Genomic DNA, 26,838 nt, shown 5'->3' on the forward strand with positions numbered 1-26,838 from the left:
GCGCACGCGCTCGTGCGGATCACCGGAGGGGTCACACCCGCTCGGCGTCCACCGTGGTCAGTCGTGCGTACGCGGCCCGATCGCGCCGCCGGATCCGCAGGGCCACCGCCACCCCGGTGAGGAACAGCACCGGCAGCGGCGCGATCAGGGCCGCGTTGACGCCGCTCGACGCGCCGGTGAGCAGGTCGAGGTTGGCGCAGACCAGGACGATCATGACGGCGAGTCCCGCGCAGGCGAGAAGCGGGGCGACGGCCACCCGCCAGGCGGGCAGGCCGCGCCGGTCGCGGCGGAAGAAGCCGTACACGGCGAGCGCGGCGAGCGCCTGCATGAGCATCACGCCGAGGATTCCGGAGCCGTTGGTCCACAGGAACGTGACGTCGTAGGGGTCGGCCCCGCTCAGCAGCGTCACGACGACCACGGCGAGCGCGATGACCGACTGGGTGACGACCGCGACGGCCGGTGCCCGGGTCCGCGCGGAGACCGTGCCGAGGCGGGCCGGCAGCAGGCCTTCCCTGCCGAGCGCGTAGAAGTAGCGCGCCGCCCCGTTGTGGAAGGCGAGGGTCGCGGCGAAGGCGCTGGTGATCAGGAGCACGTGCATGGAGTCGGCGGCCCAGGCACCGGCGAAGCGCTCGGTGGCGGTGAAGACCATGTCGGCGCCGCCCGCGCCGTTCGCGACGTCCTGGGCGCGGTCGGCACCGTACGCGTTGATGATCATCCAGACGGTGAAGGTGTAGAAGAGCGCGAGGAACGCCACGGCGACGTAGGTCGCGCGCGGCACGCTGCGCTCGGGGCGCCGCGCCTCCTCGGCGTAGATCGCGGTGGCCTCGAAGCCGATGAAGGCGCCGAGGGCGAGGACGAACATGCCGCCCATTCCGGAGGTGCCGAGGTGGGTGGGCGAGAGCGTGCCGAGGTCGAGGCCGTGCGGGCCTCCGCCGTGCGCGAGGACGCCCGCCTCGAAGACGAGCAGCACCAGGACTTCGAGGACGAGCGCGGCACCGAGCACCTTGGCGCTGAGCGTCACCCTAAGATAGCCGAGCACCCCGATCGCGGCGAGCCCGCCCAGCGCCCAGGCCCACCACGGCACGTGGATCCCGGTGAGGTCCTCGAAGCCCGCTTCGGTGAACCAGCCGAAGGCGGCGAGCAGGCCGACCTCGATGGCGTTGTACGAGAAGAGCGCGACGTACGCGGCACCCGCGCCCGTCGGACGGCCGAGCCCCCGGCCGATGTAGGCGTAGAAGGCACCGGCGTTGCGCACGAATCGGCTCATCGCCGTGAATCCCGCGGCGAAGACGACGAGCAGGACCCCGGAGAGCAGGTAGCCGAGCGGCGCCGCCTTGCCCGCCATGCCGATGGCGAGCGGGGCCACGCCCGCCATGACGGTCAGCGGCGCGGCGGCGGCCACCACGAAGAACACCAGGTCTCCGGTGCCGATGGCGCCGTCGCTGAGTCCTCGCCCGGGAGAGTCGGCGGCGGAGGGCGGGGCGGAGGAGGGTGCTGTCACGCGCGTGCTCCCTGGTGTCGGTGCGCGGCCGGGACGGGACGGCGAGGACGTCCCGAAACTAAACCCTTTAGTTCGGGCTGGCAGGACCGTACTCTTCGGGTGGGGCGTCAGGGAAGACCCTCTTGCGGAACGGGAGAAGACCCCCTTGCGGAACGGGAGTTGTGGGGCCGTGGCATGACGGGCAGGGGCAGACCGCGCAGACCCGCGCTGAGTCCGGATCTGATCGCGCGTGAGGCGCTGGCGCTGATCGACGCCGAGGGCTCCGCCGCGTTCAGCCTGCCGCGGCTCGCCGACCGGCTCGGGGTGCGGACCGCGTCGCTGTACAACCACCTGGACGGCCGTGCCGCCGTCGTCGAGGGAGTGCGGCGCCTGGTCGTCGAGGAGATGGACGTCTCCGCGTTCGCCGTGCTGCCGTGGCCCGACGCCCTTGCGGCGTGGGCGCGTTCGTACCGCGACGCCTTCGCGCGCCATCCCGAGGCCATCGATCTGCTGGCCACGACGACGATCAGCTCTCCGGCGACGCTCGCCATGTACGAGTCGGTGGTGGCGGCGCTGGCGCGCGGCGGATGGCCCCGGGGGCGCCTGGTGGCGGTCCTGACGAGCGTGGAGTCCTTCCTGCTCGGCTCCGCGCTGGATCTCGTCGCGCCGCCGCTGATGATCGACCCGGCGGGTCACGCGCCGCGCGTCCCGGTTCTCGCCGCGGCCCTGCGCGCGGCCCACGACGGGGACAAGGCGGCGCGCGCGGACCACGCGTTCGATGCGGGGCTGGACGCGCTGATCCGCGGCCTGGTCGCGCAGTTGGGTGACCTGCGAGGCGGCGCGCCGGGGTGAGTCAGCTCCCGCGCGCGGTCTCGTCGGCGTGCGCGAGGGTCTCCCAGAACATCGCCTCGTAGCTCTGCACGAGGCGGCCGTGGCGCAGATGCGCCGCGGAGACGCCGTCCCGGTCGAGGCCCGCCTGTACCGCGGTGAGCGCCTGCCGGTCGAGGTCCGGCGCGGGCTCGGCGAAGAGGTCGAAGAACCCGCAGGCCTCGTCGGAGAAGCCGTGGCGCTCGCGCAGCGCGCGGGCGATGTCCGCGCAACAGCGGCCCCAAGAGGCGAAGTTGGCGGTGAGGGCGAGGACGACGTCGACCGGTTCGCCGTTGAGGGCGAGCCAGGCCACGTACGCCGGATAGGCCTGGCAGCCCGCCCGGGGTTCGTACGCCGCCTGTTCCGCCGCGTCGACCCCGCAGGCCGCGAGGAGCGGCGCGAGCCGTTCCTCGGCCAGGCCCTCGCCGTCGGCGAGAGCCTCGAAGAAGGCGGCGGACTCCGGGTCCTTGACCTCGGCGGCCCGCTGCGCCAGGTGCCGGAAGGAGCGCCGGTCGGCGGGGATCACGTGCCGCTGCTCCAGGGCGAGGAGCGCGACGGTCCCCAGCCGGGCACGGCCGTCGGCGATGCGCGGCACCAGCGGGTTGGCGTCCGGGTCGGCGGCGAGGCGGGCCGTCGTGGTCCGCAGGAGCTCCTGAGCCGTCGCTGTCATCGCGCGCACCCTCTCACTGGGCGGGAACTTCTCGGCCCGGCTGCTAGTTTCTACTCTGTTGTAGAAACTGGTGAGGCCCCGGACCTGCGTGCAGCGTACCGGGGCCTCGTCCAACACCCCTGATACATCGATACGTTTATGGAGCTCCCCATGGCCCTGTGGGACCGCGTCAAGGAATCCGCATCGACGATGCAGAGCCAGCTGATGGCGAAGAAGAACGACCTGAAGAGCGGCGCCTTCCGCGACGCGAGCATGGCGATGTGCGCTCTGGTGGCCGCCGCCGACGGCACCGTCGACGCCTCCGAGCGCCAGCGCGTGGCCCAGCTCATCGGCACGAACGAGGTGCTGCAGAACTTCCCCGCGGACGACCTGCGCCGCCGCTTCGACGAGTACGTGGACAAGCTGACCGCCGACTTCGCCTTCGGCAAGGTCAGCGTGCTCCAGGAGGTCGCGAAGGCCAAGAAGAAGCCGGCGGAGGCCCGCGCGGTCATCCAGATCGGCATCGTCATCGGCGGCGCCGACGGCGACTTCGACAAGGACGAGCAGGGCGTCGTGCGCGAGGCCTGCTTCGCCCTCGACCTGCCGCCGCACGAGTTCGACCTCTAGGACGTCCCGGCGGACCGGCCCCCGGGGGCCGGTCCGTTCACGGCGCCGCGGGCCCGCTCACAGCGGCGTGGCGGCCCGCAGGATCAGCACCATCGTGACCGCGGAGTTCGCGGAGGACATCGCCGAGACGGCGGTGCCGAACGCCGCGCACCACAGGGCGAGCCCCACCCCCGTGAACACGGAAGGGCGGGTGCGGGCGGCGGGCGCCGGGGCGAGCAGCGCGGCGACGCGGCGCGGCACGGGCCCCGGCGCCGCGAGTCCCGCCAGCGTCGGTGCGGGCACGCCCCGCGAGACGAGCGCCGCCTTGCCGATCGCGCGGGCGACGGTGCGCCGGTCCCGTACGTCGCGTGCGGCCGCCTCGTCGGCCCACCGCTCGGCGGTGTAGGCGACGGAGGTGCGCAGCGGCCGCAGGAAGGGATTGGCGCGGGCCGCCAACTGCGTGACGAGCAGATGCCGGTGGTGCCGTCCGGACAAGTGGGCCCGCTCGTGCGCGAACAGCGCGCGCCGCTCGGGGGCCGCGAGCTTCGACAGCATGCCGGTGGTGACCACCACGCGCCCGCCCGCGCGCGAGGGCAGCGCGTACGCGTACGACGCGTCGTCGTCGAGGACGGCGACGGAGGTGCCGGGCAGCCCTTCGAGGGCGCGGCTCCCCCGGCGGCGTACCCGCGCGTGCCGCCAGAGCGTGCGCGCGCAGGCCGCGCACACGGCGAGCAGCGCGGGGATGGCGACCTTGCCCGCGACCTCGTCATAGGGGACGGCTGCGCGCACCTCGGGGTCGGACCAGCCGTCCGGCAGGGGGTTCCCTGGCAACTGGGCGGTGCCGACGACCATGAGGAGCGCCAGACAGAGCGTGCTGCACAGGGCCATCACGCCGGCGACGGCGGTGAGCAGCCGGGTCGCGGCGCGCGGGTGCAGATGCTGCTCGGCGAGGCGGGCTATCGGCCACGCGGTCAGCGGCAGCACCAGCGGCAGGAAGACGAAGACGCCCATCAGCGAAGAACCCCCTCGGGCGTCAGTCGTCCGTGTCGGCGCCCGCCCGGCCGAGCAGGTCGCGCAGGAGCTGCTCGTCGTCGGGCGTGAGCGTCGTGACGAAGCTGGCGAGGACCGCCTCGCGGTCGCTCTCGCCGTCGAGCACCTTGCGCATACGGAAGGCCGCGAGCCCGGCCTCGTCCGAGGCGGGCAGCCAGGCGAAGGAGCGGCCCGCGCGCTCCCGGGTCACCACGTCCTTGGCGAGCAGGCGCGTCAGGATCGTCATCACGGTCGTGTACGCGAGGTCGCCGCCGATCCGCTCCTGCACCCAGGCGGCGCTGACGGGGCCCTGTGCGGCGTGCAGCGCGGCGAGCACCTGCGACTCCAGCTCACCCTGTGCGCGACGGCGCAGCCGCGGCTGCGGCTCCTCGCTCTCGTCATGACGCTTCATGCCCGGGTATCCCTCCTGCGTCTTCGTGCTCCACGGCGGACGGGGAGCGCCCTATCGTAACGGGGGCACCGCGTCCCGCTTATTTCTACATTCCTGTAGTTTTTACGGAACCACTCATCCAGAACTCTGAACCTCAGGAGGACATCGTGGGAGTTTCCCTGGCCAAGGGCGGCAACGTCTCGCTCAGCAAGGAGGCCCCGGGCCTCACCGCCGTGCTGGTCGGCCTGGGCTGGGATGTGCGCACCACCACCGGCACGGACTACGACCTGGACGCCAGCGCGCTGCTGTGCGACGACTCCGGCAAGGTCGTCTCCGACCAGCACTTCGTCTTCTACAACAACCTCACAAGCCCGGACGGCTCGGTCGAGCACACCGGCGACAACCTCACCGGTGAGGGCGAGGGCGACGACGAGGCCGTGAAGGTGAACCTCGCGCAGGTGCCCGCCCAGATCACGAAGATCGTGTTCCCGGTGTCGATCCACGACGCCGAGAACCGCGGCCAGAGCTTCGGCCAGGTCCGCAACGCGTTCATCCGCGTGGTGAACCAGGCGGACGGCAACGAGATCGCGCGCTACGACCTCTCCGAGGACGCCTCGACGGAGACCGCCATGGTCTTCGGCGAGCTCTACCGCCACGGCGCGGAGTGGAAATTCCGCGCGGTCGGGCAGGGTTATGCCAGTGGGCTGCGCGGCATCGCCTCGGACTTCGGTGTGAACGTCTGAGACGACCCGGGCCCCGGCGGCGTCGAGCCGCGACCCTTGAGCGGCATCCGGCCGCGACCCATGAGGAGGCAGGTCATGTACGGCGACCACGAGACGGTGCGCAAGATCCTGACGGAGCTCGGCGACACCTGGGCCGTCGTGGGCCTGTCCAACAACCGCGACCGGGCCGCGTACGGCGTCGCGGCCGTGCTGCAGCGCTTCGGCAAGCGTGTGGTGCCGGTCCATCCCAAGGCCGAGACGGTCCACGGCGAGCAGGGATATCCGTCCCTGTCCGCCGTGCCGTTCCAGATCGACGTGGTGGACGTGTTCGTCAACAGCGCGCTGGCGGGCCAGGTGGCCGACGAGGCCGTGGCCGCCGGCGCGCAGGCGGTGTGGTTCCAGCTCGACGTGATCGACGAGGCCGCGTACGACAGGACCCGCGCGGCGGGGCTCACCATGGTCATGAACCGCTGCCCCGCCATCGAGATCCCGCGCCTGGGCTAGTCACGCGTCCTGCGGGTACCACCGCAGCTCCACGGTGTTGCCGTCCGGGTCCCGCACATAGACGGAGGTCGCGACGCCCCGCGCGCCGAAGCGCTCGCCGGGGCCGTCCACCACCGTGAGGACACCGGAGTCGATGACCTCCTGCCAGTCCAGCGGCTCGACGACGAGGCAGATGTGGTCGACGTTCGAGCCCTCCGGCTGCCCGCCGGAGGGCTTGACCAGGTCGATGATGGTCGTGGGGCTCACCCGCACGGACGGGAAGGGGACCTTGCCGGCCCGCCACTCCTCCACCCGTACCGGTTCGAGTCCCAGCGGGCCGGTATAGAAGGCGATCGCGCGCTCGATGTCGGCGACGTTCAGGACGAGGTGGTCGAAGGCGATCACGCGCATGGGGGTCTCCGTGGGTCGGGGCGCCGGGGCGCCTGTGGTGGTGCGGCGGTACGGCGGACCTCATCGGTCCGGGTCGGCGGGCCGCCGACTTCCGTGGCCCGCCGTGGACTTCAGCATCTCCGAGCGGACATCCATCGGTCCAACACATGCTTGTCATCGTCGTCCATCGCGATCCACGATGGATCAATGGATCTCCAGCAGATGCGCTACGTCCTCGCGGTCGCCGAGACCTCGAGCTTCACCCGCGCCGCCGAGCGGTGTCATGTCGTCCAGTCGGCGCTCAGCCACCAGGTGGCCCGCCTGGAGAAGGAGCTGGGCGCCCGGCTCTTCGAGCGGACCAGCAGGCGCGTGCGGCTGACCGCGGCCGGTGAGGCGTTCCTGCCCGCCGCCCGGCAGTCCCTGGAGGCGGCCGAGCGGGCGCGTGCGGAGGTCGCGGCGGCCACCGGCGAGATACGGGGAAAGCTGGTCGTCGGCTCCATCCCCACCGTGGCCGCGGTGGATCTCCCCGCGGTGCTGCGGGACTACCGCCTGCGCTATCCGCGGGTGCGGATCAGCCTGCGCGCCGGCTCCAGCGAGCGGCTCATCGAACAGGTCCGTGACGGCGGCCTGGACGCGGCGTTCCTCGGCGTGCCGCCCGGCTTCCGGCCGCAGGGCGTGCACGACCACCAGCTCGCGCACGGACGGCACGTCGCCGTGGTCGCCCCGGGCCACCCGCTGGCGGGCCGGGACGAGGTGGACCTGCACGACCTCGCCGACGAGGTGTTCGTGGACTTCGCCGACGGCAGCGCGGCCCGTGCCCAGTCGGACGAGGCGTTCGCGGCGGCCGGACTGCGCCGCGAGGTCGCCTTCGAGGTGTCCGGCGTCGAACTCATGGCCCGGATGATCCGCAACGGCCTGGGCATCGCCCTGCTGCCCGGCGCGTTCGCCGACGGGCTGCACGACCTGCGGACGGTGCCGGTCGCCCATGGTCCGGTACGGGTGGAGCGCCTCGTCTGGAGCCGGTTCACGCCGTCACCCGCGGCCGGTGCCTTCCTCGCACTGCTGGGCGTCGGCACGCCGGCGCCGGCGCCCTGACGGCGCGTCCGGCCTCAGAACGGACTGTCCGGCCAGTCCAGCAGCCGCGCGCCGATCACCGCGGTCTGCAGCGTGTAGCGGTGCACCGGATCCGCCGGGTTGGCTCCGGTGAGCTGGTGGATGCGGTCCAGGCGGTACGTCAGGGCGCGCACGCTCAGCGACAGTCGGCGGGCCGCCTCCGCCGCCACGCAGCCGGAGTCGAAGAACGCGACGAGCGTGTCGAGGAGCGGCCGCGCCCCGCCACGGGCCTTCTGGAGCGGGCCGAGGGTGTCGAGCACCAGGTCGGCCATGGCCTGCCGGTCGCGGGTCAGGACCGGGTAGACGAGCAGTTCGGCGGCGCGCAGCACCGGCTCGGCCAGCTCCAGGCGCTCGGCGAGGTCCAGGGCGTTCAGCGCCTCTTCGTAGGACTGGACGACACCGCCGGGGCCCGGCCGCGGCCTGCCGATGGCGACGCGGCCTCCGTCGGTGGCGGCGTACGCGTGCTTGGCGAAGAAGGCGAGCACCTCGTCCTGGTCGCCGGGGGCGACGCACACCAGACGTCCGTCCTTGGTGGTGAGCAGGATGCTGCGGTCGCCGAACCGGCCGGTCAGGGCGCGCTCGACCTCGCGGGGCACGGGGTCCCCGTCCTCGTATCCGCCGCCCTCGGCCACGGCGACGGCGTGCTCGTAGGACAGGCGCAGCCCGAAGCGGTCCGCGCGTTCGACGAGACGGCCCAGGTCGCTGCGGCCGTGCAGCAGATCGTCGATGAACTCGCGCCGGGCGGCCTCCTCCTGGCGCACGGCCAGGCGCTGGGCGCGTTCGTAGCCCTCCGCGAAGGCGTCGACGGCCTGCTCGGCGGCGGCCATCACGCTGTCCGCGGAGACGGCGCGCGAGGTGGGCCAGTGGGCGCGGGTCGCCGCCAGGTAGGCGCCCACCAGGGCCCGCAGCCCGTGGCCCGCCTCGGCGGCCCGCTCGCCCAGCGCGCGCCGCGAGTCCAGCTCGTCACGGGTCAGCCGCCGCCCGGTCGTCGCGGCACCGGCCAGGATGCGGGCATAGCCGTCGAGAAACTCCTCCGGTATGCCGTGCCCCGCCATGTCCGCCCCCTGACCTCGTGGTGGACCGCGGCCACCTCGGTGAAACATTGCTGCCTTTCTAACGCATGAGGGGTCGACGGCCACCCGCCGGGTCCGACATTTCATGGCATACCCGAGCCGCGTGGGGCGGTTCGCCCGTGGCGGGGCGCGGAGCGCGACCGAGTGACGCGGCCCACCAGGTCGACGCCCCGTGACCTTCTCGCGACTCAGAGGAACATTCCGCTCTCCCCCGGCGTTGAAGGAGGTATGCCTTTGACTGGTGAATACGAGCCCGGCACCTGGGGCTGGTCCAACAAGCAGGCGGAGCTGTACGAGAAGTCGGGAGGCACCGACGGGACGACCGTGCAGGGCAAGCCCGTCATCCTGATGACGTCGATCGGCGCCAGGACCGGCAAGCTCCGCAAGAACCCCCTGATGCGCGTCGAGCACGACGGGGAGTACGCCGTGGTCGCGTCCAAGGGCGGCGACCCGGCCCACCCGTCCTGGTACCACAACCTCGTCGCCGAGCCGCATGTCGAGTTGCAGGACGGCCCGGTGAAGAAGGACTACCGCGCGCGGGTCGCCTCGGGCGAGGAGCGGCAGCGCTGGTGGGAGCGGGCGGTGGCGGTCTGGCCCGACTACGCCGAGTACGAGAAGAAGACGACCCGGGAGATCCCGCTCTTCGTCCTGACACCGATCGAGCCCTGATCCATCCGATCGAGCCCTGATCCATCGCTTCCGCAGGCGCCTGCCGCTTCCCCGGGCGCCTGCGGCGGCCCGGCACCCGGATCACTCGGGCGTCGTCCCGCGCATCGGCTCGGGCGTCGTCTCGCGCATCGGCTAGGGCGTCGTCTCGCGCACCAGCTCGATCGCCCGTCCGAGCGTCGCCAGCCGCGCGTCCAGCGTGTCGCCCGCCGGGTAGAGGCGCACCGTGTCCACACCGGCGGCGCGCCAGACCCGCAATCGCGCGCGGACCATGTCCTCGGTGCCGATCAGCGTGGTCGCGAGGACCATCTCGTCGGTGACGAGCCCGGCCGCGCCGTCGCGGTCGCCCGCCTGCCAGCGCTCACGGACCTCGGCGGCGACCTCGGCCCAGCCCTGCCTGCTGTAGGCGTCGTTGTAGAAGTTGGTCGTGGCGGAGCCCATTCCGCCGAGGCTGAAGGCGAGTTCCTTCTTGCGGCCCGCGACCATCGCCCGCAGCGCGTCCTCGTCCTCCGCGAAGGCCACCTCGGCGCCCTGGCAGATGTCCAGGTCGGCGCGGGTGCGTCCGGCCGCGGCGAGACCTTCGTCCAGAGGCGCGAAGTACGCCTCGGCGGCGCCCTCGGGCACGAAGCTCGTGCCGAGCCAGCCGTCCGCGACCTCGCCCGTCAGGCGCAGCATCTTCGGGGAGAGCGTGGCGAGGTAGACGGGCAACTCGTGCTCGGGGCGCAGCGAAAGGCGCATCGGGCGGGCCTCGCCACCGGGCAGCGGGATGGTGAACTCCCGGCCCTCGTGGGCGATCTTCTCGCCGGCGGCCGCGCTCCGTACGATCTCCACCGTCTCGCGCATCCGGGCGAGCGGGCGCGCGAACGGCACGCCGTGCAGACCTTCGATCACCTGCGGCCCGGACGGGCCGAGGCCCAGCAGGAAACGGCCTTCGGAGATCTGGGAGAGCGTGAGCGCCGCGCGGGCGATGGCGACCGGGCTGCGGGTGGCGAGCTGGATGATGCCCGAGCCGAGGAGCAGCCGCTCGGTGCGGGCCGCCAAGTAGCCGAGCGGGGAGGGCGCTTCGGCGCCCCAGGCCTCGGCCACCCAGCAGATGTCCATGCCCAGCTTCTCGGCCTCGGTGACGAAGTCGGCCGTCTCCCGCCAGTTCGCCCCGGAGGCCTCGATCGTCGTCGACGTGCGCATCAGGCGCGCACCTCGTCCGCGGTCGCCGTGCCCTCGGCCAGCCTCCGGATCGACTCGACCGTGGTGGTCATGCTCCGCTCGAACTCCCGCAGCCGTACGAACACGATCTTCTCCTCCTTGTCCGGCATCCGGTCGATGGCGTACGAGAGCCCCGAGCGGCCGGGGCCGAGCCGCATCCACTGCGTCAGCTCGGTGCCGCCGTCGTCCCGCGCCGTGAGACTGAACCGCCAGAGGGCACTGGGCTGTTCGGGGTCGGCCACCGCCCAGGAGAAGACGCGCGGCGCCTCGCACGCGACGACGTACGACGTGGTCTCCCACTGCCCCAGCGACGCGTGTCTGCTGCGGCCGGTGAAGCGCGCGCCGACCGCCGGGCCGCTCGCCCCGTCGAGCCACCCCGCCGACTGCAGCTCCGCGCTCAGCACCGGCATCAGGCCGATGTCGGAGACCAGCTCCCACACCCGCTCGGGCGACGCGGCGATCCGCCCGCGCACCTCGACCGTCGGCCCGTCCGCGTAGCGCGCACCCGTCCACTCCATCGTCGACTGCCCTCCAAGGCGTCCATGGCTTGCGAAGTCGTCTCTGAGCTTGAGAGTTGCGTAGATGGACTCACTCGTCAAGAGGCAGGTCCCGACGCGGCGCGCACCGTGGGCCGGGTGGGTTCAGCGGCTGAACCGCGCCTGGACTTCCGGGCGTTCGGCGAGGCGGGGCGGGTAGCCGGGACCCATGCGCGGGGTCGTGTTCGCGGCCGTCATCGGCTCCTTGCACGCGGCGCACACGACCTCGGCGCGGCTCTCCTGACCGCAGCGGTCGTGGTGGAACACGACGGGCGCGCCCTCCTCGCCGCTCAGCCAGCGATCGCCCCAGCTGTTCATGGCCGCGAGGACACCGAAGAAGTCGCGGCCCTTGTCCGTGAGGACGTAGTCGTGGCGCACCGGATCGCTCTGGTAGGGCCGCTTCTCCAGAAGGCCTTCGTCGACGAGGCGGCGCAGCCGGTCGGTGAGGGTGTTGCGGGCGATGCCGAGCTCCTGCTGGAACACGTCGAACCGCGTGATGCCGTAGAACGCCTCCCGCAGCACGAGGGGCGTCCACCAGTCGCCGAGCAGGTCCATCGTGCGGGCGATGGAGCACGGCCAGTTCGCAAAGGAAGTCCGCCTCATGGCGCAAGCATACGAACCGGCACCCGCGCTCCAGAAGGCCTCGCGGTCCCGGGTCACGGAAGGTCTCACCATGAGACCCAGCAGCGAGGGGCCGTACTCGCCGGACGTGACGTTCGACGCAAACGGCCCCGGCCTGTTGTGGCCGGGCACCGGGAACTGATCGGGTACATGGGGTACATCGAGTACGGAGGACCGGGCACCGGGCGGGGCACCGGACGGGCCGAGGAAGCAGGAGAACTCCCCATGACGACCGGGTACTTCACATCCGTCGACGACGTCGCGGCCCGGCTGGCCGAGACCGGCTATCTGGCCTCGCCCGCGGTCGCCACGGCCGTCTTCCTCGCCGACCGGCTCGGCAAGCCCCTGCTGGTGGAGGGCCCCGCGGGCGTCGGCAAGACGGAGCTGGCGAAGGCCGTGGCCGAGGTCGCGGGCGCGCGGCTGGTGCGGCTCCAGTGCTACGAGGGCGTCGACGAGTCCCGCGCGCTGTACGAGTGGAACCACGCCAAGCAGCTGCTGCGCATCACCGCGGGCCGCGACGAGTCGTGGGACGAGACACGGACCGACATCTTCGGCGAGGAGTTCCTGCTCTCGCGGCCCCTGCTCGCCGCGATCCGCGGCGACGACCCGAAGGTCCTGCTGATCGACGAGACGGACAAGGCGGACGTCGAGGTCGAGGGCCTGCTCCTGGAGGTCCTGAGCGACTTCCAGGTCACCGTGCCCGAGCTGGGCACGATCAGCGCCGAGCGCCGCCCGTTCGTCGTGCTCACCTCCAACGCGAGCCGCGAGCTGTCCGAGGCCCTGCGCCGCCGCTGCCTGTTCCTGCACATCGGCTTTCCCGAGGAGGAGCTGGAGCGCCGGATCGTCCGCGGGAAGGTGCCCGGCCTCGACGAGGCGCTCGCCGCGTCCGTGGTGCGGGTGGTCGGCGCGCTGCGGGCCATGGACCTGCGGAAGGTGCCGTCCGTCGCCGAGACCATCGACTGGGCCCGCACGCTGCTCGCGCTCGGCGCCGACGCGCTCGACGAGACCGTCGTACGCGACAGTCTCGGCGTCGTCCTCAAGCACCAGGAGGACGTGCTGAAGGCCGCCGCCAAGCTGGACCTGGACGCCGTGTGACAGCGGCACCCGAGGGTCTGCCCGGCTCGGCGGCCGAGCGTGCGTCCGCCTCCCCCGAAGGCCTCACCGGCCGTCTCACCGGGCTGGTCGCGGCGCTGCGCGCGCACGGTCTGCGCATCGGTCCCGGCGAGACCGTCGACGCGGCAGCAGCCCTGGAGGCGCTCGGCCTCGCCGACCGGGAGCGGGTGAGGGAGGGGCTCGCCGCCACCCTGCTCCACCAGGAGAGCCAGCGGGCGGTCTTCGACCCGGTCTTCGATCTGTACTTCCCGCTCGGCGTCGGCGGTCCGGACGGCGCCGACGCGCGGGAGCGCCCGGGCGGCGACGAGGCCGACCGGCAGGCGCTGCGCGAGCGCCTGGTCGCCGCGCTGGCCGCCGACGACCAGGAACAGCTCGGCCGGCTGGCGGGCGAGGCGGTGGACGGCTTCGGCGGCTACGGCTCGTCCTCGGCGGGCTCCGACGGCTGGTCGTCGTACCAGACGCTGAGCCGGCTGCGGCCCGAGACGCTGCTCGCGCGCGTGCTCGCCGCCCTGCGCGCGGGGTCGTCCGGGCAGGACACCGGCGAGGCCGCGTTCACGGACCGGCTGGAGGCCGATGAGATCCGGCGCCGCATCGAGGCGTTCCGCGAGCGCGTGCGCACCGAGGCGCGCCGCCGGGTCGCCGAGCGGCGCGGCACGGAGGAGATCGCGCGGCGGGCCGTCGAGACCACCGCCGACCGCGTCGACTTCCTCCTGGCGGGCCGCGCCCACCTGGACGAACTCCGCAGGGCCGTGCACCCGTTGGCCCGCAAGCTGGCGACCCGTCTCGCCGCCCGGCGCAGGCGTGCCGCGCACGGCAGCATCGACCTGCGCCGTACGCTGCGCGGCTCGCTGTCGACCGGCGGCGTGCCGATGCGGCCCGTGCTGCGCCGCCGGCGTCCGGCGCGCCCCGAGCTGGTGCTGCTGTGCGACGTCTCCGGCTCGGTCGCGGGCTTCGCGAACTTCACGATGCTGCTGGTGCAGGCGCTGCACGACCAGTTCAGCAAGGTGCGCGTGTTCGCGTTCGTCAACCGGATCGACGAGGTGACGGACCTGGTCGCGCACGGCGCCGCCGACCCGGCGGGACTCGGCGGCCGGATCATCGGCGAGGCCACGGTGACGGGCTGGCACGGCAGCAGCGACTACGGCACGTCCCTCGGAGAGTTCGCCGAGCGGTACCTCGACGCGGTCGGCCCGCGCTCCACGGTCTTCGTGCTCGGCGACGCCCGCACCAACATGAGCGACCCGAACCTCCCCGCACTGCGGACCATCGCCGGGCGGGCCCGCCAGGTGTACTGGCTCAACCCGGAGGGACGTGCGCAGTGGTCGACGGGTGACTCCGCGGCCGACGCGTACGCCGAGCTGGTCGAGATGCACGAGTGCCGCAACGCGCGCCAGCTCAGCGGGCTGATCGCGCGACTGCTGCCGGTCTGAGCCCCGCCTCTCGCTCCACACCGCTTTCGGCGGCACCTCTTGACGCTCCCTCACCCCGCCCTCACGATGGCCCGTCGAGAAAGCGTTTTCTGTCCGGCCTGCGAGGCCTGGGCCCCGGCCCGGAGCGGCCCGACCGAGAGGTGACGCCATGCGCGACGACCGCACCGCCGCACGCCCCCGCCGCCGCACCACCGCACGCTCCCACCGCCGCGCGGCCGTCGGACTGCTCCTCTGCGCCTGCGCACTCGCCGCGGCCGTGCCCGCGGGCGCCGCCGAGGACACGTCGGCCGCCTCCCTGGTCGACCCCGCGACGCCACGCGGAGTCCGGCCCCAGGGCGCCGACACCCGTGCCGTGGGCACCCAGGCCCTCGTCTTCAGCGACGAGTTCGACGGCGCCACGGTCAGCACGGCTCGCTGGACCGCCCGTGACCAGGAGCGTTCCGGTGCCGCGCCGGGCGACCGCTGGTGGTACAAGCCGGCCGACGTCCGCACCGATGGCAAGGGCGCCCTCGCCATCGACGTACGCGAACTGGCGCCCGGCCAGTTCTCCGGCGGGCGCATCGACAGCCAGGGCAAGTTCACGTACACGCACGGCACGCTGGAGGCGCGCGTGCACACCCCGGCGCGGACCAACGGACATCTCGCGGCGGTCTGGCTGCAGGCCGACGCGGGGCTCACGCCGGGCGGCACGGTCGACGGCACGGCGCGCGACGGGGCCGAGATCGACGTCACCGAGACCAACTTCCAGGCCGACAAGTACTCCGCCACCCTCCACTGGGACGGCTACGGCGCCGACCACCGGTCCTCGTCCACGGTCGCCGACGCCCCCGGCCTGCACGGCACCTGGTACCACACGTTCGGGCTGACCTGGACACCGACGCGGATGCAGTTCCTGTACGACGGCACCGTCGTGCGGACCGTCACCGATCCCGAACTGATCAGCCAGGTGAAGGAGTTCCCGATCCTGTCGCACGAGGTGCTCGACAACTGGGCCGACGGTTCCGTGCACGACGAGGTCTTCGACTGGAACTCCACGATGTACGTCGACTACATCCGCGTCTGGCAGTAGCGGCCGCCTCGGCGCGTCAACGTCCCCGGATCGCATCCAGCGCGATGCGGGCCATGTTCCGCGAGCCGCCCGCGTTCGGGTGCACCGGCGCCGCGGGGAGCAGGGGCACCGGCCCCTCGACCCACCGCTTCGTCGGGTCCGTCTGGCACATGTCGTGCCCCGGCACCGACAGGTCCACGTACCGGGCACCGCCCGCCGCGGCCCGCGCGGCGATCATCGCGTGCAACTGGCGCTGCACGCCGCGCAGCCAGGGCACGTCGCCCTTGGCGAGAGGGATGTACGGATAGCATCCGTCGCCCCGCGCGGGCAGCAGCGCGGGGTAGCCGAGGACGTAGACCTTGGCCTTGGGCGCACGCCGGTGGATGCCCCGCAGGACCGCCGCGAGCTTGGGGGCGGTGGCGTCGATGGCCTCGGTGAACGGGTCCTTGCCGTCCTTCACCATGGCGTCCTTGCACGGTGAGCCGCCCGGGTCACCGGCGCTCAGTCCGAAGCAGTCGACGAGCTTGCCGAAGCCGATGTCGTTGCCGCCGATCTCCAGGGTGACCAGCGTGGTGTCCTTGCGCAGCGCGTCGAACTGCGGCGGGTTGGGCCCGCCGGGCGTGACGTCCTGCGGCGCGGTCATGTCCTTGGTCCGCGCACCGCCGCAGCTGACGTCCGTGAAGGACACGGGACGCATGCGCCGCGCGATCAGCGAGGGATAGTTGTTGTCCGAGCGGAAACAGCCGGGCGGCGAGCCCGGCTGCGGCAGCCCGGTCAGCGGGGACGAGGTGTACGAGTCGCCGAGCGCCACGTACCTCTGGTGACCGGGTCCGGTGGCCTCGGCGGGCACGGCGCCGGGCAGCAGCCCGGTGACCGTACAGGCGGCCGCCACGGCGAGCGCGGCTCTGCGGGGCGAACGGAACGTACGGCGTGCGGAGTTGACCATGGCTCCTCCGTGGCGTCGGGGGCGGCACCGCCCTGGTGACACCGCTATGGTCGGTGTCTCGTGCCACTCGCGTGTTCATGACGAACTCCAGAGTTGGAGCACCCGCATGGGGACGGATTCCGAACCACCCGGTAGCGCACGTCCTTCGGCGCCCCGCATCGGCGGCACGCCCGTCGACGTCCTGCTCGCCGCCGCGCTGCCCCGGCTCGCCCGGCGCATGGTCGCGGCCTTCGCCGCACAGGTGCCCGCCTACGCGGCGCTGCCCCGGGAGGAACTGGCCGGGGACGTCACCCGCGGGTGCGAGCACGGTACCCGGGTCGTCGTCCGCGCCCTGCGGCACGGAGCGGGGATGGCCGATCCGGCCGAAGTCGCGCCTCTCGCGGCCTCCGCCGCCCGCCGCGCCGAGGAGGGCGTGCCGCTGTCGGCGGTGCTCTGCGCGTACCACCTGGGCTGGCAGCTGGGCCTGGACGAGCTGCTCTCGGGGGCCGGGCCCGGAGATCTGGCGGCGGTGGTCGAGACGCAGCGCATCGCCCTGACCCAGCTGCGGCTCGCCACCCGCGCCGTCACCGACGCCTACCTCGACGCGCGCGAGGCCCTGCACGGCCACGAACAGGCCGCCCGGCACGACCTGTTGGCGGCGCTCCTCGACGGCCGGGACGCCACCGAGGCAGCGGCGCGCGCCGGGCTGCGGCCCGCCCCCGCGTACGTCGCGCTCGCGCTGGCCTTCGCCGACCACCCCGACGAGGCGCTGCCGGGGACGGGCGGCGCGGTCGCCGCGCGCCGCAAGGTCCGCCGGGCCAGGGCCGAGGTGGACCACGACTCGCGCGGCGGCGCCCTGCACGCGCTCGGCCCGCACGGCGGCCGGGTGCTGCTGCCCACCGACGATCCGGGGCGCGCGCTGGGCGAGGACTGGGGGCGGCTCGTGGCCCTGGTCGCCCGGCTCGCGGACCGCACGGGCGCCCCGGTCCTCGCGGGCGCGGCGGCCGCCGCGCCCGGTGACGTACCCGCCGCCGTCGGCGAGTCGGAGGAGGTGCTCGACGTGGCGCGGGCCTTCGGGCGGCCGCCCGGCGCCTATCGGGTGGCCGACGTCCTGCTGGACTACCAGCTCACCCGGCCCGGCGCGGGCCGTGACCGCCTCGCGGCGCTCCTCACCCCGCTGGAGCGGCAGCCCGCCCTGCTCGACACGCTGCGCGCGTACGCGGACAGCGGCTTCCGGCGCCGCGCGACGGCGAAGGCGCTGCACATCCACCCCAATACGGTGGACTACCGGCTGCGCCGCGTCACCGTGCTGACCGGCCTCGATCCGACACTGCCCGCGGAACTGCCGCGCCTGAGGGCGGCGCTGGCGGCGCACCGCCACGGCGGGACGTAGGCGCGCCCGGCCGTGCACCGGGTCTTCCGGCGTCGCGAGGACCGGCGCCGAGGCGGGTGGCTCCACCCGCCTCGACGTCCGGGGACACGCGGCGGTCAGCGCCGGAAGTGCAGGCGTACGGCCGTCCCTTCCGCGCCGAGCCGTTCGGTGACCAGGTCGCTCAGCTGTCGTACGACCCACAGGCCGTGGCCCTTGGCGGCCAGCGGGTCGGGGGGTACGTGACCGAGATAGCCGGCGTCCGGCACGGAGACGGCGGGGCGTCCGCCACCGGTGTCGGCGACCTCGCAGACCACCCAGTCCGGGTCGCTCCACAGCCGCAGCACGCCACGGCCGCCGCCGAAGCGCACGGCGTTCACCACCGCCTCGTGCACCGCGGCGGCCATGTCGCGCGCGCGTTCCTCGGCCAGGCGGCAGCGGCGGGCGAACTCCGCGACGGCGAGCCGGGCGGCCACCGACTCGCCCCGGGCGAAGGGCACCTCACGGGGCCTGTCCGTGGGTTGGGTCAAGTCCGCTGTCGTGCATGCCAGTTCGCTGCACCGGGTGTAGAAGTCCGCCGGGTCCGCGTACCCGCCGGCGGTGTCGTCCTTGCCGCCGGTCACCTCGGGGTGGGTGCGTCGCACGTCGGCGAGCACGTCGTCGGGCAGGACGCGGGCGTCGTAGGGACACACGATCCAGTGACCGGAGTCGGCGAACGCGACGTTGACCAGCGATTCGTAGCGCGTCCACTCCAGGGTCTCGACGGGCGCGCGGCCCGACCACACCGGTTCGCCGATGACGCGGACGCGGCGGGCGCCGCCCTCCTCGTGCTCCGCGCAGTACTCGTTGTACCGGCGCAGTGTGCGGGAGGGGTATTCGTACCAGTCCCGGGCGTCGGCGAAGTCGACCTCTCCCGCTCCCGCGCCGAGCCCGTCCCGCAGCAAGGAGATGTTGTCCCGGCGCAGGACCGCGAGCACTGCGTCGCCCTCCGCGAGCCCGTCACGGACGAACGCGAGCGTGCCGGAGAGGAATTCCTCGTCCGAGGCGTAGCACAGCGCCTGGTGGACGAAACCGGAGCGTGTCATGCGTCGTCGTCCCCCTTTCCCATGTCGAGGCCGGGGATGCGGTCCCAGCCGGTGACGCGCATGACCCGGCGCACGTGCGGGGCGACACCGTCGAGGATCAGGCCGCCGCCCATGGCGTAGAGCCCCAGACCCGTGAAGACGAGGAGCCGCAGCGCGCACACGTCGATGAAGGTCAGGTCGCGCAGGTCGAGTCGCGTGCGGTGGGGGTCCTCCGCACGGCTCGTGGCCCGCTCGGACTCGGCGCGCAGCGCGCGGGCCACCGCCGTGATGTTGCTGTCGTCGACCTCGCCGCACAGGGCGAGGCCGGGCGGGGTGAACGTCCGGGTGATGCGCAGCAGTTCGTCCTGCCAGACGTCGTCCGCGACGGCTCTGCCGTGGTGCAGGGCGTCCAGCGCGTCCAGGGCGCGCTTCTTGAAGAGCCTGCGGTCGTACTGGCACAGGCCCAGTACGGGCAGCGCCTGGAAGACGGGGTCGAGCAGCCGCTCGGCGTCGCACAGGCCCTTGGGCGGTTCGGCGCCCCGGTCGGGCAGCACCTCCAGGGCGACGCGCAGCCCCAGGAACCCGTCGGCCACCGCTCCCTCCGCCTCGCGGCGCACGTGCTCGTCGAGGTCCCACAGCCCGCTCGGCGTGCTCAGGCGGGAACTCACCCGCAGCCTGCCGGCGGCCAGCGCGCCGGCGACGTCGCCGCCCTGTCTGCGCAGGAACCCGAACTGAACGGGTGGCGGCGCCTCGACCGAGGTCAGGAGCAGCCCGCGCTGCCCGCTGGCGAGGCCGTCGAGGAGGAACGCGGCGAGCACCGCTTCGCGTTCCTCGTCCGTGTCGTAGCCGAAGAAGAGATGATCTCCTGGCCGCATCTGCCCCACTGCTCGCAAGGCAGGAGCGGTGTCCATCCTCACGCACCCCCTCCGCACAACCTCCGCCGCACCGCTACCCGATGTGGCTGGACGATTACACGTTACGCATCCGAAGCGCCCCTCGGAACGGACTAAGGTGATCCGCATCGCGGCAGGTCGAGGGGGAGCATGGCGGGTGCAGCGCGCAAGGACGACGGCCGATCGGGCAATCTGCCCACGGAGGCGAACGCCTTCATCGGACGGCGCCCGGAACTCTCCCGTATCGCGGCACTGCTGGGCTCCTCGCGGCTGGTGACCCTCACCGGGCCCGGCGGGGTGGGCAAGTCCCGGCTCGCGCTGCGCGCCGCCCACGACGTGCGGCCCGCCTTCCCCGACGGCGCCTGGCTGGTCGAGCTGTCCTCGTTGACCGATCCGTCCCTCCTGCCGCACGCGGTCATGGACTCCCTGGGGCGCGCGGACCAGACCGTGCACCCCCTCATCGACGTCCTCGTCGAGGGGCTGACCGGCCGGCCGGTGCTGCTCGTCCTGGACACCTGCGAGCACATCCTGACGCCCTGCGCCCAGCTGGCCGGCGAACTCCTGGCGCGGGTGCCGGAGTTGCGGATCCTGGCCACCAGCAGACAGCCGCTGTCCGTGCCCGGCGAGCACGTCCTCGCCCTCGATCCGCTGCCGCTCGGCGCCGCCGCGGACGACGACGAGGGCGCCGTCGCCCTGTTCACCGTGCGGGCCACCGCGGCGGTGCCGACCTTCCGGGTGAGCGACGCCAACCGACGCCAGATCACCGCGATCTGCGCGCGTCTCGACGGGATCCCGCTCGCCCTCGAGCTGGCGGCGGTGCGGCTGCGCGGCATGCCGCTGGACCGTTTACTGGAGGGCCTCGACTCGCGGTTCGACCTGCTCACCGCCCGTACCGAGCCGCGCATCGCCCGGCACCAGACGCTGCGCACCGCGATCGGCTGGAGCCATGAGCTGTGCACACCGCTGGAGCGGCTGCTGTGGGCCCGTCTTTCGGTGTTCGCGGACGGCTGGGACCTGGAGGCCGCCGAGTTCGTCTGCCACGGCGGGCCGCTGGAGGCCGAGCACGTCCTCGAACTGCTCTCCTGGCTCACCGAGAAGTCCATCGTGGTGCAGGAGACGGACGGCGCCGGCATGCGCTTCCGCATGCTCGACACGCTGCGCGCGTTCGGGGCGCAGTGGCTGGAGGGGCTCGGCGAGAGCGAGGCCGTGCGCCGGCGCCACCGCGACTACTACCGGTGGCTGGCCCGGCGCGGTGAGGCCGAGTGGCTCGGCTCCGCGCAGCGGGCCTGGGCGGAGCGGATGTGCGCCGAGCACGCCAACGTGCGGCTCGCGCTGGAGGAGTGCCTCGCCGACCCGGACGCGTCGTGCGCCCTGGAGCTCGCGGGCACGCTGTGGTTCTTCTGGTTCGCCTGCGGATACGCGGAGGAGGGCCGTACGTACCTGGGCCGCGCCCTGCGCCGGGGCGACGGCGGCGGTGCCGAGCGGGTGCTCGCGCTGTGGGCGCAGCGGCTGATCACCCTCGGTCCCGAGGACCTGGACGCGTCCGAGCAGGTCTCCACGGCGTACACCCGGCTCGCGTCCGCGCGTGGGCTGCCCGAGGCGGCTCTCCATCTGCCGCTGAACGGCGCGAGTCTGTCCGTGCGCGGGGAGTCGGCGCGCTCCGCCATCCTCCACGCCCCCTCGGGGCAGGCGCCCACGGGCGGCGGGGGCGCCGCGTTCTTCCGGCTCACCACGCTGGCCGTACAGGCGTATCTGCTCGCGGCGCAGGGCGCCTTCGAGCGGGTGGCCGCCGTCGCGGGCAGGCTGCGCGCGCAGTGCGACGAGTGCGGCGAGCTGTGGATGCGGGCCTGGGGCGACTACTACCTCGCGCTCGCGCGGCTCGGCCAGGGGGACGCGGCGGCGGCCGCCGGGCACGCCCGTCGGGCGCTGTCCGCCAAGTGGCGCGTGCACGACCGCCTGGGCACCGCGGCGGCCGTGGATCTCCTCAGCGCCGTCGAGGCCGCGCGGGGCCGGACCGAGCGGGCCGCGCACCTGTTCGGCGTCAGCGGCCGGTTGTGGGCCGAGGCCGGTCTTCCCGACCTCGGCCGCCACAACGCGACCAGCTTCCGCACCCATCACGAGCAGCGGTTGCGCACGGCGCTCGGCGACGCCGGGTGCGACCGACTGCTCGCCGCGGGCCGGGAGTTCACCACCGATCAGGCCATCGCACTGGTCGACGCCGACGCACCACAGGACGGCTCCCCCGGTTGACACGGCTCAGGCCGGCACACCGGCCCGCACCGGCGGGCCGCCGGGCCTGTCGTGGTGGATCGGCGTCCGTGCCCCGGTGAGAGGCAGGCCCGTGCCGCCCTGACGGGCCGCGACGATCTCCGCCGCGATGGACAGGGCCGTCTCCTCGGGGGTGCGGGCCCCGAGGTCGAGGCCGATCGGCGAGCGGAGCCCGGCGAGTTCCGCCTCGGTGACGCCCACCGCGCGCAGCCTGCGGTTGCGGTCCTCGTGGGTGCGGCGCGAGCCCATCGCGCCGACGAAGGCGACGGGCAGCCGCAGCGCCGCGGCGAGCAGCGGCACGTCGAACTTGGCGTCGTGAGTGAGGACGCACAGGACGGTGCGCGCGTCCGTGGCGGTGCTCTCCAGATAGCGGTGCGGCCACTCGACCACGACGTCGTCGGCCTCGGGGAACCGGGCCGGGGTGGCGAAGACGGGCCGGGCGTCGCACACCGTGACGTGGTAGCCGAGGAACTTGCCCGCGCGGACCAGGGCCGAGGCGAAGTCGACGGCACCGAACACGATCATGCGGGGCGGCGGCACGCTCGACTCGACGAGCACGGTCACGGGGCTGCCGCAGCGCGATCCGCTCTCCGAGACGACGAACTCCGCGGTGCGCCCCGCCGCCAGCAGGGCGCGGCTCTCCCCCACGGCCGTGCGGTCGAGGTCCGCGTGCCCGCCGAGGCCTCCTTCGTACGTCCCGTCGGGGCCGACCAGCAGGGGTCGGCCGAGCAGCTCGGCCGGGCCCCGGAAGACGCGGGCCAGCGCCGCCGCCTCGCCGCGGACGGCGGCGGACAGGGCGGCGGCGTACACCGCCCTGTCCGGCGCGTCCGCGGCGACCGGCGTGACCAGCACCTCGATGACGCCGCCGCAGGTCAGACCGACCGCGAAGGCGTCCTCGTCGCTGTAGCCGAACCGTTCGACCGCGGCCGTGCCGTCCTGGAGCGCCTGGACGCACAGGTCGTAGACCGCGGCCTCCACGCAGCCCCCGGAGACCGAGCCGATGGCGGTGCCGTCACCGTCGACGGCGAGGGCCGCGCCGGGACCGCGCGGTGCGCTGCCGCCGACGGTCACGACGGTGGCCACCGCGAAGTCCCGGCCCTCCTCGACCCAGCGGTTCAGGTCGGCGGCGATGTCAAGCACGGGGGCCGTCTCCGGACACGGTCCCCGCGGCGCCCGGCACGACCTCGGCCCGCAGCACGCGGTCGGGGCGGATCGGCAGGGCCCGGTGGCGTACGCCCGTGGCGTGCCAGACCGCGTTGGCGACCGCCGCCGCGGCGCCCACGATCCCGATCTCGCCGATGCCCTTGATGCCGGTCGGGTCGTCGGCGTCGGGGTCGGCCACCCAGTCCGCCTCGATGTGCGGCACGTCGGCGTGCGCGGCGACGTGGTAGCCCGCGAGGTCGGGACTGACGAGGCCGCCCGACGCCCGGTCCCTGACCGCCTCTTCGTGCAGCGCCATGGACAGGCCCCAGGTCATGCCGCCGATGAACTGGCTGCGCGCGGTGAGCGGGTTGATGATCCGTCCCGCGGCGAAGATGCCGAGCATGCGGCGCACCCGTACCTCGCCGGTGGCGACGTCCACGGCGACCTCGGCGAACTGCGCGCCGAAGGAGTGCCGTTCCTTCTCGGAGAGCGTGCCCAGGACCGCGCTCGTGTCCGCTCGGGCCGTGATGCCGTCGGGCGGGATGTGCCCGCCGGGGACGAGTTTGTCGCGCAGTTCGCGCGCCGCGGCCGTGACGGCCCAGCCCCAGGAGCGGGTGCCCATGGAGCCGCCCGCGAGCATGGCGTGGCCGAAGTCGCTGTCGCCGATGCGGACATGGACCCGGTCCGCCGGCACCTCCAGGGCGTCCGCGGCGATCAGCGTGAGCGCGGTGCGCGCGCCGGTGCCGACGTCCGCCGCGGTGATCCGCACGGTGAAGGTGCCGTCGGCCTCGGCGGTGACGGCCGCCGTGCTCGGGGCGACGAGCACGGGGAAGGTGGCCGCTGCGGTGCCGGTGCCGAGCAGCCAGCGGCCCTCGCGGCGCAGGCCGGGACGCGGGTCGCGGTCCGCCCAGCCGAACCTGCGGGCGCCCTCGTCGAAGCAGGCCAGCAGATTGCGGCTGCTGAACGGCAGTCCGGAGACGGGCCCCACGTCCGGTTCGTTGCGCACGCGCAGCGCGATGGGGTCCATGCCGCACTTCTCGGCGAGTTCGTCGAGCGCGGACTCCACCGCGAAGGACCCCGGCGCCTCGCCCGGGGCGCGCACCCAGGTCGGCGTCGGCACGTCGAGGCGGACGACGCGGTTGACGGTGTGGTGCGCGTCGGCGGCGTACATCGGGCGTCCGTACCCCGCGCTCGTCTCGACGAACTCGTGGACGGTCGACGACAGGCTCTGCCCCTGGTGGTCGAAGGCGCGCAGCCGTCCGTCCGGTGCGGCGCCGAGCCGGACGCGCTGGGTGGTGGGGCTGCGGTAGCCGACGAGGGAGAACATCTGGCGGCGGGTCAGGACGACGCGGACGGGCCGGTCGAGCATGGTCGACGCCATCACGGCGAGGACCTGGTGGACGCGCAGGCCCTTGGAGCCGAAGGCGCCGCCGACGTGTTCGGAGAGCACCCGCACCGAGGTGGGGTCCAGGGAGAAGAGCTGCGCGATCTCGTCGGCGACCCAGGTACTGCCCTGGTTGGAGTCGACGAGTTCGAGTCGGCCGTTGTCCCAGCGCGCCGTCGCCGCGTGCGGCTCCATCGAGACGTGGTGCTCTTCGGGCGTGGTGTACTCGGCGTCGACCACGTGGGCGGACGCGGCGAACTGGGCCTCCAGGTCGCCCTTCTCCACGCGCATGCCGTCGCCGTCCGGCAGGTACGTGCCGGGGCGTCCCGCGGAGAACTCGACGTCGTGCGGCTCCTGGTCGTAGTGGACCACGAGCGCGTCGGCGGCCTCCCTGGCCTGTTCGGACGTCTCGGCGACGACCATGGCCACGGGCCAGCCGACGAAGGGCACCCGGTCGTGCTGGAAGAGCCCGACGACAGGGTCGGGGCGGCCCAGCATGCCCTCGTACTCCGTGTCGACGCGCGGCGCGTTGCCGTGGTGGAGCACGGCGAGGACGCCGGGCATCGCGAGGACGGGTGCGGTGTCGACCGACCGGACGCGGCCGCGGGCGATCGTGGACTGCACCAGCCAGCCGTGGGCCAGGTCGGCGAAGGGGAGCTCACCGGCGTAGCGGGCCGCGCCGGTGACCTTGTCGCGGCCCTCGATACGGGTGTGGGCGGTGCCGACGGAGCCCGTCGCCGCGGTGGTCTCGGTGGTCGTGGTCATCGGGCCGCCTCCTCGGCGAGTTCGGTCAGCACGGCCACGACCAGGTTGCGCAGGAGCGTCACCTTGTAGCCGTTGTGGGGCAGGGCGCGGGCCGCGGCCAGTTCGGCGTCGGCCGCGGCGGCGAACGCCTCGGCGCTCGCCGGCCCGCCGGTCAGCACCCGCTCGGCCTCGCGCGCCCGCCACGGCCGGGACGCCACCGCCCCGAAGGCGATGCGCACCTCGCGCACGACGGCGTCCTCGATGTCGAGGGCGGCGGCGATCGAGCCGATGGCGAACGCGTACGAGGCGCGCTCGCGGACCTTGCGGTAGCGGGAGACGGCGGCGACCGGGGCGGGCGGCAGGGTGATCCCGGTGATGAGCGCCCCGGCCGGCAGGGCGGTCTCCAGGTGCGGGGTGTCGCCCACCGGGAGGTAGAAGTCGGCGAAGGCCGTCTCCCCCGGTCCGTCGGCCGATTCGTGGTGGACCACGGCGTCGAGGGCGGCGAGCGCCACCCCCATGTCCGAGGGGTGCACGGCCACGCAGTGCTCGGTGGCGCCGAGGATGGCGCCGTTGTGGTGCTCGCCCTCGACCGCGGAGCAGCCGGTGCCGGGCGCGCGCTTGTTGCAGGGCTTGCTCAGGTCGGTGAAGTAGCCGCAGCGGGTGCGCTGCAGCAGGTTCCCGCCGACCGTCGCCATGTTGCGCAACTGGCCCGAGGCGCCCGCGAGGACGGCCTGCGCCAGCGCCGGGTAGCGGCGCCGCACGTCGGGGTGGGCGGCGAGGTCGCTGTTGGTGACGGTCGCGCCGACGCGCAGCCCGCCGTCGGCGGTGGTCTCGATGTGGTCCAGGGGCAGTTCGCGCACGTCGACGAGGAGCGCGGGGCGCTCGACGCCGGTCTTCATCAGGTCGACGAGGTTGGTGCCGCCGCCCAGGTAGCGGGCGTCGGGGTCGGTGCCGAGGACGGCGACCGCGCCGGGCACGTCGTACACCCGCTGGTAGTCGAAGTCCCTCATGCCGCGCCCTCCTCGGCGCGCGCCGCGCGGGCGACCGCCTCGACGATCGAGACGTAGGCGCCGCAGCGGCACAGGTTGCCGCTCATCCGCTCGCGGATCTCCTCCGGTGTGAGTTCGGGGACGCCCGCCTCGGGGCGGACGTCGGTGGTGGCGGCGCTGGGCCAGCCCGCCGCGTGCTCCTCCAGGACGCCGAGGGCGGAGCAGATCTGCCCCGGCGTGCAGTAGCCGCACTGGAAGCCGTCGAGGTCGAGGAAGGCCTGCTGCACGGGGTGCAGCCGGTCACCCTCCGCGACGCCCTCGATGGTGGTGATCTCGCGCCCTTCGGCGGCGACCGCCAGTTGCAGACAGGAGACGGCACGACGGCCGTCGATGAGTACCGTGCAGGCCCCGCACTGGCCTTGGTCACAGCCCTTCTTGGTGCCGGTCAGGTCGAGGCGCTCACGCAGCGCGTCGAGCAGGGTGGTGCGGTGGTCGACGGACAGTGTGTGCTTCTCACCGTTGATGTTCAGGGTGACGGCACTGGACGTCGATGGAGCCATGAGCAGCCTTCTTTCGCTTTCGCGTCGAACGAGGCGGTCCCGGCGGGGAGTTCGGGAAGAAATGGCGCTGTACAGGAGA

At 73.6% G+C, this 26,838-nt stretch carries 27 protein-coding genes; 11 read left to right on the forward strand and 16 right to left on the reverse strand.

Features of this window, described 5'->3' with window-relative positions; all coding sequences use genetic code 11:
• Nucleotides 1-31: 31 nt before the first annotated feature.
• On the reverse strand, nucleotides 32-1,501 hold the full coding sequence (locus tag AB0L89_RS20985) for an APC family permease (RefSeq protein ID WP_365142925.1): 1,470 nt from the start codon (nucleotides 1,499-1,501) through the stop codon (nucleotides 32-34).
• 174 nt (nucleotides 1,502-1,675) lie between these two features.
• Here AB0L89_RS20985 and AB0L89_RS20990 point away from each other — a divergent pair, with 174 nt between their 5' ends.
• A complete protein-coding gene (locus AB0L89_RS20990; protein WP_365142927.1) occupies nucleotides 1,676-2,332 on the forward strand; it encodes a TetR/AcrR family transcriptional regulator C-terminal domain-containing protein in 657 nt (218 codons plus the stop codon).
• A gap of 1 nt (nucleotide 2,333) precedes the next feature.
• On the opposite strand, the gene AB0L89_RS20995 is transcribed toward AB0L89_RS20990, so the two are convergent.
• Nucleotides 2,334-3,017, reverse strand: coding sequence for a transcriptional regulator (locus tag AB0L89_RS20995; RefSeq protein ID WP_365142929.1), 684 nt, complete (start codon nucleotides 3,015-3,017; stop codon nucleotides 2,334-2,336).
• A 150-nt stretch (nucleotides 3,018-3,167) separates the two neighbouring features.
• Here AB0L89_RS20995 and AB0L89_RS21000 point away from each other — a divergent pair, with 150 nt between their 5' ends.
• Nucleotides 3,168-3,623: a TerB family tellurite resistance protein gene (locus tag AB0L89_RS21000; protein ID WP_365142930.1), complete on the forward strand. Its 456-nt coding sequence runs from the start codon at nucleotides 3,168-3,170 to the stop codon at nucleotides 3,621-3,623.
• A gap of 57 nt (nucleotides 3,624-3,680) precedes the next feature.
• Here AB0L89_RS21000 and AB0L89_RS21005 read toward each other — a convergent pair whose 3' ends face one another.
• Together AB0L89_RS21005 and AB0L89_RS21010 are read right to left on the reverse strand one after the other, a co-directional pair.
• Nucleotides 3,681-4,613 (reverse strand): M56 family metallopeptidase, encoded by a 933-nt coding sequence (locus tag AB0L89_RS21005; protein ID WP_365142931.1) that lies wholly within the window; start codon nucleotides 4,611-4,613, stop codon nucleotides 3,681-3,683.
• 22 nt (nucleotides 4,614-4,635) lie between these two features.
• Complete coding sequence (locus AB0L89_RS21010) at nucleotides 4,636-5,043, reverse strand: BlaI/MecI/CopY family transcriptional regulator (protein WP_365142932.1); 408 nt, start codon at nucleotides 5,041-5,043, stop codon at nucleotides 4,636-4,638.
• Between the two features lie 146 nt (nucleotides 5,044-5,189).
• Here AB0L89_RS21010 and AB0L89_RS21015 point away from each other — a divergent pair, with 146 nt between their 5' ends.
• Together AB0L89_RS21015 and AB0L89_RS21020 are read left to right on the forward strand one after the other, a co-directional pair.
• On the forward strand, nucleotides 5,190-5,765 hold the full coding sequence (locus tag AB0L89_RS21015) for a TerD family protein (protein WP_055696986.1): 576 nt from the start codon (nucleotides 5,190-5,192) through the stop codon (nucleotides 5,763-5,765).
• A 75-nt stretch (nucleotides 5,766-5,840) separates the two neighbouring features.
• Nucleotides 5,841-6,248 carry a CoA-binding protein gene (locus AB0L89_RS21020; protein ID WP_365142933.1) on the forward strand — a complete coding sequence of 136 codons (408 nt, stop codon included), beginning with the start codon at nucleotides 5,841-5,843 and terminating at the stop codon, nucleotides 6,246-6,248.
• Here the strand turns inward: AB0L89_RS21020 and AB0L89_RS21025 are convergent, their stop codons facing one another.
• Nucleotides 6,249-6,638, reverse strand: a complete 390-nt coding sequence (locus tag AB0L89_RS21025) for a VOC family protein (protein WP_365142934.1) — start codon at nucleotides 6,636-6,638, stop codon at nucleotides 6,249-6,251.
• A 186-nt stretch (nucleotides 6,639-6,824) separates the two neighbouring features.
• Here AB0L89_RS21025 and AB0L89_RS21030 point away from each other — a divergent pair, with 186 nt between their 5' ends.
• Nucleotides 6,825-7,712 (forward strand): LysR family transcriptional regulator, encoded by an 888-nt coding sequence (locus tag AB0L89_RS21030; RefSeq protein ID WP_365142935.1) that lies wholly within the window; start codon nucleotides 6,825-6,827, stop codon nucleotides 7,710-7,712.
• Nucleotides 7,713-7,726: 14 nt separating this feature from the next.
• Here the strand turns inward: AB0L89_RS21030 and AB0L89_RS21035 are convergent, their stop codons facing one another.
• A complete protein-coding gene (locus tag AB0L89_RS21035; RefSeq protein ID WP_365142936.1) occupies nucleotides 7,727-8,785 on the reverse strand; it encodes a helix-turn-helix domain-containing protein in 1,059 nt (352 codons plus the stop codon).
• Nucleotides 8,786-9,031: 246 nt separating this feature from the next.
• On the opposite strand from AB0L89_RS21035, the gene AB0L89_RS21040 reads away from it, so the two are divergent.
• Nucleotides 9,032-9,472: a nitroreductase family deazaflavin-dependent oxidoreductase gene (locus AB0L89_RS21040; protein ID WP_365142937.1), complete on the forward strand. Its 441-nt coding sequence runs from the start codon at nucleotides 9,032-9,034 to the stop codon at nucleotides 9,470-9,472.
• 132 nt (nucleotides 9,473-9,604) lie between these two features.
• Here the strand turns inward: AB0L89_RS21040 and AB0L89_RS21045 are convergent, their stop codons facing one another.
• From AB0L89_RS21045 to AB0L89_RS21055, 3 genes are all read right to left on the reverse strand, one after another.
• Complete coding sequence (locus tag AB0L89_RS21045) at nucleotides 9,605-10,654, reverse strand: LLM class flavin-dependent oxidoreductase (RefSeq protein ID WP_365142938.1); 1,050 nt, start codon at nucleotides 10,652-10,654, stop codon at nucleotides 9,605-9,607.
• Nucleotides 10,654-11,190, reverse strand: coding sequence for an SRPBCC family protein (locus AB0L89_RS21050; protein ID WP_365142939.1), 537 nt, complete (start codon nucleotides 11,188-11,190; stop codon nucleotides 10,654-10,656). Before AB0L89_RS21050 ends, AB0L89_RS21045 begins: the two co-directional genes overlap by 1 nt.
• 123 nt (nucleotides 11,191-11,313) lie before the next feature.
• Nucleotides 11,314-11,811, reverse strand: coding sequence for a helix-turn-helix domain-containing protein (locus tag AB0L89_RS21055; protein ID WP_365142940.1), 498 nt, complete (start codon nucleotides 11,809-11,811; stop codon nucleotides 11,314-11,316).
• A 243-nt stretch (nucleotides 11,812-12,054) separates the two neighbouring features.
• Between AB0L89_RS21055 and AB0L89_RS21060 the strand changes: the two genes are divergently transcribed.
• From AB0L89_RS21060 to AB0L89_RS21070, 3 genes are all read left to right on the forward strand, one after another.
• Nucleotides 12,055-12,924 carry a MoxR family ATPase gene (locus tag AB0L89_RS21060; RefSeq protein WP_365142942.1) on the forward strand — a complete coding sequence of 290 codons (870 nt, stop codon included), beginning with the start codon at nucleotides 12,055-12,057 and terminating at the stop codon, nucleotides 12,922-12,924.
• Between the two features lie 17 nt (nucleotides 12,925-12,941).
• The gene (locus tag AB0L89_RS21065) at nucleotides 12,942-14,372 is read left to right on the forward strand and encodes a VWA domain-containing protein (RefSeq protein ID WP_365143382.1); all 1,431 of its coding nucleotides are present in this window, start codon (nucleotides 12,942-12,944) and stop codon (nucleotides 14,370-14,372) included.
• Between the two features lie 148 nt (nucleotides 14,373-14,520).
• Nucleotides 14,521-15,441 (forward strand): glycoside hydrolase family 16 protein, encoded by a 921-nt coding sequence (locus AB0L89_RS21070; protein ID WP_365142944.1) that lies wholly within the window; start codon nucleotides 14,521-14,523, stop codon nucleotides 15,439-15,441.
• A 16-nt stretch (nucleotides 15,442-15,457) separates the two neighbouring features.
• Here the strand turns inward: AB0L89_RS21070 and AB0L89_RS21075 are convergent, their stop codons facing one another.
• The gene (locus tag AB0L89_RS21075; RefSeq protein WP_365142945.1) at nucleotides 15,458-16,366 is read right to left on the reverse strand and encodes an SGNH/GDSL hydrolase family protein; all 909 of its coding nucleotides are present in this window, start codon (nucleotides 16,364-16,366) and stop codon (nucleotides 15,458-15,460) included.
• Nucleotides 16,367-16,472: 106 nt separating this feature from the next.
• On the opposite strand from AB0L89_RS21075, the gene AB0L89_RS21080 reads away from it, so the two are divergent.
• A complete protein-coding gene (locus AB0L89_RS21080; protein ID WP_365142947.1) occupies nucleotides 16,473-17,738 on the forward strand; it encodes a helix-turn-helix domain-containing protein in 1,266 nt (421 codons plus the stop codon).
• A gap of 95 nt (nucleotides 17,739-17,833) precedes the next feature.
• Here AB0L89_RS21080 and AB0L89_RS21085 read toward each other — a convergent pair whose 3' ends face one another.
• Together AB0L89_RS21085 and AB0L89_RS21090 are read right to left on the reverse strand one after the other, a co-directional pair.
• Nucleotides 17,834-18,799: a sensor histidine kinase gene (locus tag AB0L89_RS21085; RefSeq protein WP_365142949.1), complete on the reverse strand. Its 966-nt coding sequence runs from the start codon at nucleotides 18,797-18,799 to the stop codon at nucleotides 17,834-17,836.
• Nucleotides 18,796-19,653 (reverse strand): MEDS domain-containing protein, encoded by an 858-nt coding sequence (locus AB0L89_RS21090; RefSeq protein ID WP_365142951.1) that lies wholly within the window; start codon nucleotides 19,651-19,653, stop codon nucleotides 18,796-18,798. The genes AB0L89_RS21085 and AB0L89_RS21090 overlap by 4 nt, the downstream gene beginning before the upstream one ends.
• A gap of 168 nt (nucleotides 19,654-19,821) precedes the next feature.
• Here AB0L89_RS21090 and AB0L89_RS21095 point away from each other — a divergent pair, with 168 nt between their 5' ends.
• The gene (locus tag AB0L89_RS21095) at nucleotides 19,822-21,921 is read left to right on the forward strand and encodes a hypothetical protein (protein ID WP_365142953.1); all 2,100 of its coding nucleotides are present in this window, start codon (nucleotides 19,822-19,824) and stop codon (nucleotides 21,919-21,921) included.
• A 6-nt stretch (nucleotides 21,922-21,927) separates the two neighbouring features.
• On the opposite strand, the gene AB0L89_RS21100 is transcribed toward AB0L89_RS21095, so the two are convergent.
• Genes AB0L89_RS21100 through AB0L89_RS21115 form a run of 4 tightly spaced genes read right to left on the reverse strand, consistent with a single transcriptional unit; the run spans nucleotide 21,928 to nucleotide 26,759 of the window.
• On the reverse strand, nucleotides 21,928-23,079 hold the full coding sequence (locus AB0L89_RS21100; protein WP_365142955.1) for an XdhC/CoxI family protein: 1,152 nt from the start codon (nucleotides 23,077-23,079) through the stop codon (nucleotides 21,928-21,930).
• On the reverse strand, nucleotides 23,072-25,231 hold the full coding sequence (locus tag AB0L89_RS21105) for a xanthine dehydrogenase family protein molybdopterin-binding subunit (RefSeq protein WP_365142957.1): 2,160 nt from the start codon (nucleotides 25,229-25,231) through the stop codon (nucleotides 23,072-23,074). Before AB0L89_RS21105 ends, AB0L89_RS21100 begins: the two co-directional genes overlap by 8 nt.
• Nucleotides 25,228-26,220: a xanthine dehydrogenase family protein subunit M gene (locus AB0L89_RS21110; RefSeq protein ID WP_365142959.1), complete on the reverse strand. Its 993-nt coding sequence runs from the start codon at nucleotides 26,218-26,220 to the stop codon at nucleotides 25,228-25,230. Before AB0L89_RS21110 ends, AB0L89_RS21105 begins: the two co-directional genes overlap by 4 nt.
• Nucleotides 26,217-26,759, reverse strand: a complete 543-nt coding sequence (locus AB0L89_RS21115) for a 2Fe-2S iron-sulfur cluster-binding protein (protein WP_365142961.1) — start codon at nucleotides 26,757-26,759, stop codon at nucleotides 26,217-26,219. The genes AB0L89_RS21110 and AB0L89_RS21115 overlap by 4 nt, the downstream gene beginning before the upstream one ends.
• Between the last annotated feature and the right edge of the window lie 79 nt (nucleotides 26,760-26,838).

The organism is Streptomyces sp. NPDC052114, from assembly GCF_040680155.1.
In the GTDB taxonomy this organism is placed as follows: domain Bacteria; phylum Actinomycetota; class Actinomycetes; order Streptomycetales; family Streptomycetaceae; genus Streptomyces.